Origin of the sequence: Leifsonia sp. Root1293 (assembly GCF_001425325.1) — a bacterium.
In the GTDB taxonomy this organism is placed as follows: domain Bacteria; phylum Actinomycetota; class Actinomycetes; order Actinomycetales; family Microbacteriaceae; genus Orlajensenia.
Map to the genome: position 1 here is coordinate 1,575,252 of NZ_LMEH01000001.1, position 12,468 is coordinate 1,587,719.

14 protein-coding genes and 1 tRNA gene are annotated in these 12,468 nt (G+C 67.8%); 11 read left to right on the forward strand and 4 right to left on the reverse strand.

The window, feature by feature from the left end:
* Positions 1–80 precede the first annotated feature (80 nt).
* The 10 genes from ASC59_RS07355 (at position 81) to ASC59_RS07400 (ending at position 8,989) form a co-directional block, all read left to right on the forward strand.
* Complete coding sequence (locus ASC59_RS07355; protein WP_055820207.1) at positions 81–575, forward strand: cation:proton antiporter regulatory subunit; 495 nt, start codon at positions 81–83, stop codon at positions 573–575.
* A gap of 15 nt (positions 576–590) precedes the next feature.
* The gene (locus ASC59_RS07360) at positions 591–1,775 is read left to right on the forward strand and encodes a cation:proton antiporter (RefSeq protein WP_055820210.1); all 1,185 of its coding nucleotides are present in this window, start codon (positions 591–593) and stop codon (positions 1,773–1,775) included.
* 221 nt (positions 1,776–1,996) lie between these two features.
* Entirely contained in the window at positions 1,997–2,482 is a 486-nt protein-coding gene (locus ASC59_RS07365) for a glutathione peroxidase (RefSeq protein WP_055820213.1), read from the forward strand.
* A 9-nt stretch (positions 2,483–2,491) separates the two neighbouring features.
* Positions 2,492–3,856: a threonine/serine ThrE exporter family protein gene (locus ASC59_RS07370; RefSeq protein ID WP_055820216.1), complete on the forward strand. Its 1,365-nt coding sequence runs from the start codon at positions 2,492–2,494 to the stop codon at positions 3,854–3,856.
* Between the two features lie 45 nt (positions 3,857–3,901).
* Positions 3,902–4,291, forward strand: coding sequence for a VOC family protein (locus tag ASC59_RS07375; protein WP_055820218.1), 390 nt, complete (start codon positions 3,902–3,904; stop codon positions 4,289–4,291).
* Positions 4,292–4,295: 4 nt separating this feature from the next.
* Positions 4,296–5,171: a hypothetical protein gene (locus tag ASC59_RS07380; RefSeq protein WP_055820221.1), complete on the forward strand. Its 876-nt coding sequence runs from the start codon at positions 4,296–4,298 to the stop codon at positions 5,169–5,171.
* A gap of 144 nt (positions 5,172–5,315) precedes the next feature.
* The gene (locus tag ASC59_RS07385) at positions 5,316–7,364 is read left to right on the forward strand and encodes an acyltransferase family protein (RefSeq protein ID WP_268765488.1); all 2,049 of its coding nucleotides are present in this window, start codon (positions 5,316–5,318) and stop codon (positions 7,362–7,364) included.
* A gap of 48 nt (positions 7,365–7,412) precedes the next feature.
* The gene (locus ASC59_RS07390; RefSeq protein WP_235492613.1) at positions 7,413–8,135 is read left to right on the forward strand and encodes a DNA alkylation repair protein; all 723 of its coding nucleotides are present in this window, start codon (positions 7,413–7,415) and stop codon (positions 8,133–8,135) included.
* Between the two features lie 83 nt (positions 8,136–8,218).
* Positions 8,219–8,392: a CsbD family protein gene (locus tag ASC59_RS07395; RefSeq protein ID WP_055820229.1), complete on the forward strand. Its 174-nt coding sequence runs from the start codon at positions 8,219–8,221 to the stop codon at positions 8,390–8,392.
* 96 nt (positions 8,393–8,488) lie between these two features.
* A complete protein-coding gene (locus ASC59_RS07400; protein WP_055820232.1) occupies positions 8,489–8,989 on the forward strand; it encodes a DUF427 domain-containing protein in 501 nt (166 codons plus the stop codon).
* Between the two features lie 47 nt (positions 8,990–9,036).
* Here ASC59_RS07400 and ASC59_RS07405 read toward each other — a convergent pair.
* From ASC59_RS07405 to galU, 4 genes are all read right to left on the reverse strand, one after another.
* Positions 9,037–9,109, reverse strand: a tRNA-Ala gene (locus tag ASC59_RS07405).
* A 51-nt stretch (positions 9,110–9,160) separates the two neighbouring features.
* A complete protein-coding gene (locus ASC59_RS07410; protein WP_055820236.1) occupies positions 9,161–10,159 on the reverse strand; it encodes a hypothetical protein in 999 nt (332 codons plus the stop codon).
* Between the two features lie 64 nt (positions 10,160–10,223).
* Positions 10,224–10,886 (reverse strand): GNAT family N-acetyltransferase, encoded by a 663-nt coding sequence (locus tag ASC59_RS07415; RefSeq protein ID WP_055820239.1) that lies wholly within the window; start codon positions 10,884–10,886, stop codon positions 10,224–10,226.
* Positions 10,887–10,895: 9 nt separating this feature from the next.
* Entirely contained in the window at positions 10,896–11,789 is an 894-nt protein-coding gene (gene galU, locus ASC59_RS07420) for a UTP--glucose-1-phosphate uridylyltransferase GalU (protein ID WP_055820242.1), read from the reverse strand.
* A 91-nt stretch (positions 11,790–11,880) separates the two neighbouring features.
* On the opposite strand from galU, the gene ASC59_RS07425 reads away from it, so the two are divergent.
* Positions 11,881–12,459: a 5-formyltetrahydrofolate cyclo-ligase gene (locus ASC59_RS07425; protein WP_055820245.1), complete on the forward strand. Its 579-nt coding sequence runs from the start codon at positions 11,881–11,883 to the stop codon at positions 12,457–12,459.
* The last annotated feature ends 9 nt before the right edge of the window (positions 12,460–12,468 follow it).

Consider the following 12,468-nt stretch of genomic DNA (forward strand, 5'->3'; position numbering starts at 1 on the left):
ACGACGGCGGTGACGACGAGGGTGCAGCGCCGGCGGGCGGCGTGAACGGATGCCTCCCGCAACGGGAGTAGTTTGTATGCGTGGGAATTCGCATTGAGAAGATCGACCTGCCCGGCATCGGCATGCGTCACGATCTCGTCACCGAGAGCGGCCGGCGCCTCAGCGTCGTGTCGTACCGTGATGGCGAGCGCAACCTCGGCATCTTCGACATCGACGATCCCGACGCCTGTCGTGACTCGATCCCCATCACCGAGGACGAGGCCGAGGCGCTCGCCGACGTGCTCGGAACATCCGTCACCCTCAGCCGACTGACGAAGCTGAGCTCTGACACCGAGGGGCTCTACACGGAGCAGCTCGAGCTCGCCTCCGATTCGCCGTTCATCAATCGGCCGCTCGGCGACACGAAGACGCGCACTCGCACGCACGTCTCCATCGTCGCCATCGTGCGCGACAAGAAGGTGATCCCCTCCCCGACCCCCGCAGAGATCCTCCGCCCCGGTGACGTCATCGTCGCCGTCGGCACGCGGGACGGTCTGGACGCCGCAGGCCGGCTCATGGCCAACGGCCCCGACTGATCCGGGGACGCGCCTGTGCATGACAACACGCTGATCCTCATCGAAGTCGGCGCGCTGCTACTCGGCATGAGTCTGCTCGGGCGTCTGTCGATCAGGATCGGCATCTCGCCCATCCCCTTCTACCTGATCGCGGGTCTCGCCTTCGGCGAGGGCGGGCTCATCCCGCTCGACGCCAGCAGCGAGTTCTTCGCGGTGGGCAGCGAGATCGGCGTGATCCTGCTGCTGACCCTGCTCGGGTTGGAGTACACCGCCAGCGAGCTGCTCACGAACCTCAAGCAGTCCAAGACGGCCGGCATCATCGATGCCCTCTTCAACGCCCTGCCCGGCGCGGCATTCGCGCTGATCCTCGGATGGGGCCCCGTCGCGGCCGTGGCCCTGGCCGGCATCACCTGGGTGTCGTCGTCCGGTGTCATCGCGAAGACCATCCGCGATCTCGGCCGCATCTCGAACCGCGAGACCCCGATCGTGCTGGCCATCCTCGTCATCGAGGATCTGGCCATGGCGTTCTACCTGCCCGTGCTCTCTGCCGTCGTCATCGGTGTCAGCCTCCTGCAGGGCGCCATCACCGTGGCGATCGCCGTCGGCGTCGTGGTGCTGATCCTCTTCCTCGCGCTGCGTTTCGGTCATGTGATCTCGCGGATCTTCACTCCGGAGCACAACGAGCCCCTGCTCCTCGGTGTGCTCGGGCTCACCATGCTCGTCGCCGGAGTCGCCGCACAGGTGAACGTCTCGGCGGCCGTGGGGGCCTTCCTCGTGGGCATCGCACTCTCGGGCAAGGTGGCCCAGAACGCTGGCGAGGTGCTCACCCCCCTCCGCGACCTGTTCGCCGCGTTCTTCTTCGTCTTCTTCGGACTGGCGACGGATGCCGGCGACCTGATCGGCATGCTCGTCCCGGCGATCATCCTGGCGGTCATCACCATGGCGACGAAGGTCGCCACGGGCTACCTGTCGGCCAAGCGGGCCGGCATCGGCGTTCCCGGTCGCTGGCGCGCCGGCTTCGCGCTCACGGCCCGCGGCGAGTTCTCGATCGTCATCGCCGGACTCGCTGTCGGAGCCGGGGTGGCTCCGCTGCTGGCGCCTCTCGCCACCGCCTACGTGCTCATCACGGTCATCCTGGGCCCGATCCTCGCTCGCGTTCCCGACGCACGCTGGTTCAAGGCGGCGATCAAGCGTCGGGCGGCGCTCGCCCGCGCCTCCTGAGCCCGCTCCGGCCCGTTCGGACCCTCCGTCGGTCCCGCGCGTCCGGGCCCGCGCGTCCGGGCCCGCGCGTCCGGGCCCGCGCGTCCTCCTCGTTCTGGAAAGCGAGGACCTTCTCACCAGACGGGGCCGGAACACGCGTCGCGACGGGAATTCGCCCAGAAACTCCTCGCTTTCCAGATCTCGACGGGCATAATCCGGTCGGCGATGGCATTGTCATCTATATGACCACCATCAACGACATTCCGCTCACGACCATCACCGGCGAGACGAAGACGCTCGCCGAGTACGGCGACACGGTCAAGCTCATCGTCAATGTCGCGTCGCGCTGCGGCCTGGCTCCCCAGTACGAGAAGCTCGAGGCGCTGCAGAAGCAGTACGAGGACCGCGGATTCACGGTGCTGGGCTTCCCCAGCAACCAGTTCCTGCAGGAGTTGGGCAGCGAGGAGGCGATCTCCGAGTACTGCTCCACCACGTGGGGCGTGACGTTCCCGATGTTCGAGCGCGTCAAGGTCAACGGCCGCAACCAGCACCCGCTCTACGCCGAACTGGTGAAGACCGAGGACGCCAACGGCAAGGCCGGCAAGGTGAAGTGGAACTTCGAGAAGTTCGTGATCACCCCCGACGGCGAGGTGCACCGCTTCCGTCCGACGACCGAGCCCGATGCGCCCGAGATCGTCGAACTCATCGAGGGCTCGCTGCCCCGGTAGCCTGCTCCTATGGCGGTTTCCAGCGGCACGGCGGGCATGAGCTCGACGGACGCCGCGGACTACACGCGCGCCGTGCTCGACATCGCCATCAGGGTGACCGAGGTGCTCTTCACCAACGGCGCCGGAGCCGAGGATGCCGTCGCGGCGATGCAGGCCGTCACGCACGCCTACGGGCTGCGCAACATCGAGGCCGACATCACCCACACCCTGATCTCGCTGAGCTGGGAGAACCCGGCGACCTACGAGACGATCTCGCGCAGCCGCAACGTCAAGTACCGCACCCTCGACTACCACAAGCTCACCAGGGCGACGGAGCTCATCGGGCGCATCATCGACGATCCGCCGTCGGTTCCGGATGCCCGACGCCAGGTGACCGCGATCGTCGGCGCGGCGCCGGCCTATCCCCGCGCGCTCCGCCGCATCGGCTGGGCGCTCGTCGGCACCGGCGCTGCCCTGCTCCTCGGCGGTGGCCTCATCGTGGCCGCGGCATCCTTCATCGCGACCCTCGTCATCGACCTCCTCACCTCGGCCATGCAGCGGCGCCGGGTTCCGGTGTTCTACCAGTCGGTGGCCGGCGGCGCGATCGGCCCCCTCGTCGCGGCCGTCGTCTACACGCTCGACCCCGGCGTGAATCCGTCACTCGTCGTCGTCGCGGCCATCATCATGCTCCTGGCCGGGGTGACGACGTTCGGCGCCGTGCACGACACCCTGTCCGGGTTCTACGTCACCGGAACGGCCCGCCTCGTCGAAGCCGTCCTGATCACGAGCGGCCTCGTCGCCGGCGTGCTGGGCGCCACGCTGCTGCTGGCCCGCTTCGGCATCGTGCTGCAGATCGACGGAACCATGGCGCCCACCATCGCCGGCCTGACCATGCAGCTGATCGCGGCCGTCATCATCGTGTTCGGCTTCGGGCTCGCCGTGCAGGTTCCGCTGCGCGCGTTCTGGGCAGTCTGCGCCCTGGGGGCGGCCGCCGAGCTGTTCTACTCGCTGCTCGTCGGCACCGAGGTCGGGATCGTCTTCTCCTCGGCGGGAGCGGCCCTCGCCGTGGGCCTGCTGGCGGCCATCGCCGTTCTCGTCGTGCGGGTTCCACCCCTGGTCGTGGTGGTCTCAGCCCTCATCCCCCTGGTCCCCGGGCTCGCGCTCTTCCAGGGACTGCTGCAGGTGGCCGACGCCGACATCAACGGGCTGATGTCGCTGCTCAGCGCCGCTGCAGTCGCGGCAGCCCTGGCCGCAGGCGCGATCCTCGGCCAGTACCTGGTGCAGGCTGTGCTCGGACCGGCACGCAAGCTGCAGCGCCGCTTCGTGGGGCCGCTGATGGCCCTGCCCATCCAGCTGGGTCGCAAGAGAGTGCACGAGCACACCGACAGAGTCTGAGCCGCTCCCCTTGTCGCCGTGACTCTGCGGTGCTTTGCTGGGCCCATGATCGAAACAACGCGGATCTTCAGCGGCTTCGCCGTCCCCGACGTCCCGGCCGCCCGGGCCTTCTACGCTGACACCCTCGGCCTCGGCGTCACGGAGGAGATGGGCGGCCTCGTCCTCGACCTCGGTGACGATCACCACATCTTCGTCTACCCCAAGCCGGATCACGTTCCAGCCACCTACACCATCCTCAACCTCGAGGTCGCCGACATCGACGCCGCCGTGACCTCGCTGGAGGCATCCGGGGTGCAGCTGCTCCGCTACGACGGATTCGGCCAGGACGAGCGCGGCATCCAGCGCCCGGCGGGCAAGCACCCGGGGCCGAACATCGCCTGGTTCACCGATCCGGCCGGCAACATCCTCTCGGTCCTCCAGCCTCCAGCAGAATAGAGGCATGACTCTCCCCACAACCGATACCGTCGTGCTCTATCCGGCAGGGAGCACCCGCAACGGCGCCGTGGTGCTGCACCTGGAGACCGTCGCAGACGGCAGCCTCGCCGTGATCCTCGACGAGACGGCGTGCCACCCCGTGGACGCCGGCTGGCCCGACCAGGGAAGCGACCGCGCCGTGCTCGTGACCTCGAGCGGGCGGGAGATCGCCGTGACCGAGGCCGTCGTCGCCGCGACCGACGGTGAGACCCTCTTCATCGGGACGGACGTGCCCGTGCGCAAGGGGGAAGAGGGCTGGACCTTCGTCGTCGCCCATCTTGTGGCCCCGGATGCCGCTCTCGCCGAGCGCGACGAGGTGACCGTCGTCGTCGACGAGCAGTACCGCAACGCGCTGTCCATCGGCCACACCGCCTGCCACCTCGCCTCGTTGGCCCTGAACCGCGCCGTCGCCGACCGGTGGACCAAGGACGTGCGGGCGGACGGCCTCGGAGCGCCGGACTTCGACGCTGCTGCGATCGCGAGCTCGCTGATCCGCGAGAACGGATCGACGGACGTGTTCCGGCTGAACAAGTCCCTGCGCCGCAAGGGCTTCACCACCGATGGCCTCTCCGAGGAGCTCTCCGCCATCGAGGCGGCGACGAGCGCGACGCTGGCCGCCTGGATCTCCGAGGACGCGCCCGTGCACATCGATGTCTCCGGGCCCGGCCTCACCGACCGCCGGTCGTGGGTGGCCGACCTCGCCGAGGCATCCGTCAGCATCCCCTGCGGCGGAACCCATGTCTCCGCTCTGTCGGAGCTCGGCTCGCTCGCGGTCTCCCTCGAGCTCTCCGACGTCGACGGAACTCCCACCCTCACCATGCTGACGGATGCCGCCGGCTGAGGTTTCTCAGGGCGGCTGCGTCGTTCAATAGCGGCTCCCGGCCTCCACTAAACTCGGTGCGGATGTCTTCGGAAGGACGGACTAATTTCGCACGCACCGCCCGCTCGGCTAGCGGAACCCAGGATCCGCACGGAGATTCAAGCACTGAGGGCCATCGCCGTCGGCGCCGTCGTCCTCTTCCACCTCTGGCCGACACGAATCTCCGGGGGCTACGTCGGCGTCGACATCTTCTTCGCGATCAGTGGCTTCCTCATCATCGGTCACCTTCTGCGAGAGATCGACACCACCGGCAGCCTCTCCCTGTCACGATTCTGGGCGCGCCGCGCAAGGAGGCTCCTCCCAGCGAGCCTGACGGTGCTCATCGCCACAGGGATCGCGACGGTGCTGTGGGTGCCCACCACCTTCTGGCAGCAGTGGTTCAAGGAGATCGGCGCATCGGCGATCTATGTCCAGAACTGGGTACTCGCCTCTGACTCCGTCGACTACCTCGGTGCCGATAACGCTCCGTCGGCGGTTCAGCACTTCTGGTCGCTGTCTGTGGAGGAACAGCTCTATATCTTCTGGCCTCTCGTCATCACGTCGATTCTCCTGCTCGCTCGACGCTCCGCGAGCGTTTCTCGTCACCGCCTCATCGGGGCCGCGCTCGTTGCGCTGACCGTCATTTCCTTCTTGTACGCGATCTACGGCGTCGGGACGGATCCCGCACCCGCGTACTTCTCGACGCTGAGTCGCGCGTGGGAGTTCGGTGTCGGTGGACTCCTCGCTCTCTTTGCGTCTCGACTCCGCGTCGATTCACCGCGAATCAATGCTGGAGTGAGCTGGGCGGGATACCTCATGCTCGGCGCGACAGTATTCATCTACACGCCGGAGACTCCCTTCCCAGGCGCAGCGGCGCTTCCGCCAGTCCTCGGCACGCTCCTGGTCATCTGGGCCGGCACCCCACCCGTGAGCTGGGCTCCGACCCGCCTCGTCGCGATCCGCCCGGTGCAATGGATCGGGGATATCTCGTATTCGCTGTATCTGTGGCACTGGCCACTCATCGTCATCCTCCCGTTCGCGCTCGGTCACCCTCTGGGCCGCACGAGTCTCATCGGCGTACTCGTCGTCAGTATCGTCCTCGCATGGTTGTCGAAGGTGCTCATAGAGGATCGGACTCGGTCACTGAGATTCCTGACCTCGCGACCAGCGATGGTCACCCTCACTGCAACGGTTGTCGCCACAGGCCTCGTGTTCAGCTCGAGCGTCTACGGCTACGTGCGCACGGGCGACTCGATTGCACGGGCTGCGGCGCAGGCCAGGGAGGCCCTCTCTGCCGTCACGGAATGTGCCGGTGCGGTCGCGACGATCGCGGGCAGCGACTGCCCCGACCCATACGCGCCAAATCATCTGACGAACGCTTCCGTGGCGGCAACAGACATAGGCAAGGGTGTGCAGGCCAAGGACAAGTGCAAGCAGTCCCTCGAGGGGGCGGCTGTCGTCGCGTGCACCGTCGGCGATGTCAAGCGGTACACCCAGACGCTGGCGCTATTCGGGGACTCGCACGCGGGCCACTTCCTCGAGGCGTTGGATCTGTACGGGAAAGAGCGGGGGATCAGGTTCGTCACCTACCTGAAGACGTGGTGTGCAGGTATTGGGGCAGAGGGCGTCGAGGCAGCAGGTCATGCAACTGTCGCGGCCACGGAGAGCTGTACCGTCTGGGGACGGGCGGCGCTCTCAGCCATCGCAAGCCGTGGCGACATCGACGGCGTCATATTCTCCAACTTCACCCAGCACTACGTGGGAGCGCCAGCCGAGGGCTCGGGGCACGGATTGACTGCCACCGACTTCATGCACGCCTGGCAGCCCCTGATCAATGCGGGAAAGAAAGTGATCGCGATCCGCGACATCCCGAACGCAGGCAACCTGGACGTTCCGGCCTGCGTTGCGGAGCATTCCGGGGTGAATGATCCCTGCACTGTGCCGTTCGAGACATCGCGCCTCCCCGATGACGCCGACCCGATGGTCCTCGCCGCGAAGGAGATGCCCATGATCAAGGTCGTCGACATCCAAGACGTATTCTGCACCGGGATGACGTGCCACACGCTCATCGGCGGCCTTGTCGCCTACTTCGGGTCGAACCATATGACTGCAACCTTCTCCCGCACGCTGGCGCCTGTGATCGGGTCACGTATCGAAGTGGCATTGGCTGGCTGACCACCTCGCGCATTTTCCGATCGCCCGTTGCGCGAGATCGCAGACGCGGTGCCATTCTTGGCTATGGCCACGTCGACGGCGGCCGGATTCACCGCGGAACTCGAGGAGCTCCGCGACCCGGTCGAGCTGACGAAGACCCTGCGCTACTTCACCGCCGGGCCCGACGAGGAGTTCATCGGCGTGCGCATGGGCTCGATCTTCACCCTCGCGAAGCGGCACCTCGACATGCCGGCCGCCGACCTGGAGGCCATGCTGGAGAGCCCGGTGCACGAGGTGCGGGTGGGTGCGTGCAGCATCATGGGCAAGGCGGCAGCGGCCAGGACAGCGACCGTCGAGCGTCGGGGCGAGCTGTACGAGCTGTACCTGCGCCGGTCGGACCGCGTGAACAACTGGGATCTCGTCGACCTGGCCGCCCGCGACGTACTCGGCGGCTGGCTCGCCGACAAGCCGCGCGACCCGCTGTACCGGCTGGCGCGGTCCTCGTTCTGGCCCGACCGGAGATCGGCCCTGCTGGCGACGGCGTGGTTCATCAGGGCCGGTGACGTCAACGACGCGCTGGCTCTCTCGGAACTGCTGGTCGCCGACCCCGAGCCTCTCGTCACGAAGGCCGCCGGATGGATGCTGCGCTATGCCGGCGATTCCGATCGGCCGGCACTCCTGGCCTTCCTCGACGCCCACGCCGGGGCGATGCCGCGGGTCATGCTGAGCAATGCACTGGAACATCTCGACGCGGCGGAGAAGGCCCACTACCGCTCCCTTCCAGCGAGCTGACGGCACGCGGCTGGGAAGTCAACCCCTAGTCGCGCAGCGCCGATCCTGAGAGCGTTGAAGTAATCGATCGAAGGAGGACTCTCATGGGTTTGGACGACAAGATCAAGCACGGTGCCGAAGAGGCTGCAGGCAAGGTCAAGGAGGGCGTCGGCAAGGCGACCGACAACGAGCGCCTCGAAGCCGAAGGGCATGCCGACCAGGCCAAGGCCAATGTGAAGCAGGCTGGCGACGACGTCAAGGACGCCTTCAAGAGCTGATCTCACGACCTTCGACGAAACGCCTCCGCCCGATCCGGGCGGGGGCGTTTTCCGTGTTCCCGGGTGTTTTCCCAGCCCGCCGCGTAGCATCCGGCCATGAGCACTCCCGTGACGCCCATTCCCCCTTCAGACGGTCAGGAGTCGGTGTGGGACTATCCCCGACCTCCTCGAATCGAGCAGGTCGACGCCCGCGTGCGCATCCGACTCGGCGGCGCCGTCATCGTCGACACCCGCGACGTCGTGCGGGTGCTCGAGACGAGCCATCCGCCGGTGTACTACCTGCCGATCGCCGACTTCGCACCGGGAAGCGTGACGCCGGCCGCCGGCTCGTCATTCTGCGAGTTCAAGGGATCGGCCCGGTACTTCTCGCTCACGGCCGGCGAGACCACCGCGGAGCGGGCCGCCTGGACGTACCCGACTCCCGAACCCGGCTACGAACTGCTCGGCGGCCGGATCGCCATCTACGCCGGGCAGGTCGATGACGCGAGCGTCGACGGCGAGATCGTCACTCCGCAGCCCGGAGGATTCTACGGCGGGTGGATCACGTCGACCGTCGTCGGCCCGTTCAAGGGCGAGCCGGGCACGCTGGGATGGTGAGACGACAGAACCCCCGGAGCCTGGCTCCGGGGGTTCTGTCGTGTCTGTGGACCTAAGGAGATTCGAACTCCTGACCTCCTCGATGCGAACGAGGCGCGCTACCAACTGCGCCATAGGCCCTGACAATCACCACGATACCATCCGATCCGGACGGTGCAGAACCGGTCGGGATCAGCCGACGCGGCGGCGGCGGAGCACGGCGTCGAGGTCGCTCATTCCGGGAGTCGCGTCGCCGACGATGCCCATACGGGCGAAGCGGCTGTCGACCTCGGGAGCCGATGCCGCGGCGGGCGGGGCGGCCGCGGCGGACGCGGCGGGTGCTGCCGCAGCAGGAGCGCGTCGGATGGGCACGGTCGCGCCGGCGTTCATGGCAGCGGCCTTCTCGCTCATCGCGGCGAAGACGGCGGCACGACGCAGCGCCGCGGCCTCCTCGACGGAGTCCATCGCGGCGGCCGCGACGGTGCCCCGCGCGAGGGTGAGCGGCTTGGGCAGTGGTTGCGGCGTCCAGGCGGCTCGAGGAACGACAGGGGCGGCGTCAGCGAACTCGACGGGCTCGAACCGCTCGCGAGCGGCGACGGGGGTGATGACTCCAGACACCGGCGTGCGGCGTCCTGCCCTGGCCAGGGACGAGAGCACGAACAGGGTGACGGCAGTGCCGCCGAGACCGGCGACGGCCAGGGTCCAGGTGCCCCCGACGGACGCCGTGACGATCCCGGCGGTGAGCGCGCCGAAAGCGACGAGCAGGCCGAGCGAGGTGACGGCCCGGCTGCGGCGGAGGGCACGGGCACGGGAGCGGGCTCTGCCGGCTTCGGCGGCCGCACGGGATGCAGCGGCACGGGCGCGGCGAACAGCCTCCGCTGCCTCGCGCTCGGCGGCCCGGCGCTCCTCGGTGGCGATTCTCGCCTCGGCCTTGAGCCTGGCGCGCTCGGCGGCCGCGCGTTCGCGGAGCACGTGCTCCTGCGCCGCGACGGCGCGTGCTGTGGTCTCGAGCCGTACGGCCTCCGGCGTCTCGGCCGTCTCGGCGAGGATGCGCAGGGTCTGCTGCAGTCGCACGGCGTTCCGCTCGGTGGCGAGGTACTGCCGACGGTGCAGCCAGCTGGGCACGAGGTAGGCGATCCAGAGCACGGCGGCGATCGCCACCATCACCCCGCCGCTGAGTACGTCGCCCATGCGTCCACGGTAGGGCAGCGCGACGCCCTCCGCCCCGCGGCCGGGGGTGTGTTGCGAAGACTTTCTAGAATCGCGTCGTGACCGGGAGCGGAATGGCGGCAGCCGCCCGGTCGTGATCGCTCACCCTGGCTGCATCCGCCGGCACCCGTCCGTCGAGCCACCGACGCAGCACGCCGTCGGTGAGTTCCTCCACCACGAGAGCGAAGCAGAAGTGGTCTCGCCAGTCGCCGTTGATGTGGATGAATCGTCGTCGCAGACCCTCGTAGCGGAAGCCGAGCTTCTCGACGACGCGCAACGACGGGGCGTTCTCGGGCCGGATGCAGATCTCCATGCGGTGCAGCCCGAGCCTGTAGAAGCAGTAGTCCGTCGCCAGCGCGACGGCCGTGGGCGTGAGCGACTTGCCCGCGAAACGCTCGGACACCCAGTAGCCGATGGTCGCGGAGGCGAGCGATCCCCCGGTGATGCTCGAGACGTTCAGCTGACCGGCGATCTCGCCGTTGTACTCGATCACGAAGGGCAGCCCCGTTCCCGACCGCGCATGCGCGAGCAGGCTCCGGATGCTGACCTTCATGTCGAAGTTCATCGGGGCGTGCGGACTCGTCGCCTCCCACTGGCGCAGCCAGCGTCGATTCTCGAGGAGCTCACGCTCCACGATGCGGGAGTCCCGCAGCCTGATGGGGCGGATCGTGATCGCGCCTTCGCGCAGAGTGGGGATCGGGGCGGGCACGGCACCAGACTATTCGAGGTGCGAGGAGAACTCTCGCAGCCACGGGCGCAGATCTGGGCCGAGGTCGTCGCGCTCGACGGCCAACTGCACGATCGCCTTGATGTAGTCGAGGCGGTCGCCGGTGTCGAAACGACGTCCCCGGAAGATCACGCCGTAGACGCCTCCGGTGCCCTCGACGTCGGCAGCGAGCTCCTGCAGCGCATCCGTCAGCTGGATCTCCCCGCCCTTGCCCGGCTGCGTGTGCTCGAGGACGTCGAAGACCTCGGGCTTCAGAACGTAGCGACCGATGATGGCCAGGTTCGACGGCGCGTCCTCGGTGGCCGGCTTCTCGACGAGTCCGGTGACACGGACCACGTCGGGGTCGTCGGTGGGCTCCACGGCAGCGGCTCCGTAGAGGTGGATCTGGCCCGGGTCGACCTCGAGCAGCGCGATGATGGTGGCATCGCGCTTCTCGAGCTCGTCGATCATCTTGGGAAGGATGGGGCTCGCCGCGTCGATGAGGTCATCGCCGAGGAGCACCGCGAATGGCTCGTCGCCGACGTGGCGCCGAGCGCGCAGCACGGCGTGGCCGAGACCCTTGGGATCGCCCTGTCGGAGGAAGTGGATGTCGGCGAGGTCGCTCGGAGCCTTCGTGCGCTCCAGGCGGTCGAGGTCGCCCTTGGCCTCGAGGTTGCTCTCGAGCTCGGTCACCCTGTCGAAGTGATTGGCCAGGGCGTTCTTGTTGCGCCCGATGATCATGAGCACGTCTTCGAGCCCGGCAGCGACGGCCTCCTCGACGACGTACTGGATGGCCGGCTTGTCGACGACCGGCAGCATCTCCTTCGGCATCGCTTTCGTGGCAGGGAGGAAGCGAGTTCCCAGTCCGGCAGCGGGAATGACGGCTTTCGTGATCCGATGACTCATGATCGCAAGGCTACACAAGCCGGGCGGCGGGAACCGTCCCGCATACACGATGCTCATCTGCTCGTAACATGGCCGCGCCTAGACTGGGGCCATGGCAACCGACGCAGCTCACCAGAAGCGCGCCCTCCGCGCCGAGCACCGCGAACGCCGACAGAACATGTCGACGCGGGAACGGGAAGCGGCGACGGCCGGATTCACCGAGAACCTCGAGGCCATCACCATCGACCTGTCAGCCCGGTCGATCGCGTGCTACCTCTCCCTCCCCACCGAGCCGAACACCCGCCCGTTCATCAACTGGGCGGAGTCGCAGGGCATCAAGGTGCTCTTCCCCATCAGCAGGCAGGACGGCCTGCTCGACTGGACCGTCGGCGAGGAGCAGGCTGAGACCGAGGGGATCTACGGGATGCCGGAGGCCGTCGGAGAACTGCTCGGGCCGATCGCGATCAACGACGTGGACCTCATCATCGTGCCGGCGTCCGCGGTCGACACGACGGGCATGCGCATGGGCTGGGGCCGGGGCTATTTCGACAAGACGCTGGGATCGATGCAGAATTGTCCTCCGGTGTACGCCGTCGTGTTCGACTCGGAGGTGATCGACGTCGTTCCTCGCGAGCGTCACGACGCCCCCGTCGACGGGGCCGTCACGCCGACCCGCATCATCGCCTTCTGAATTCCCCCC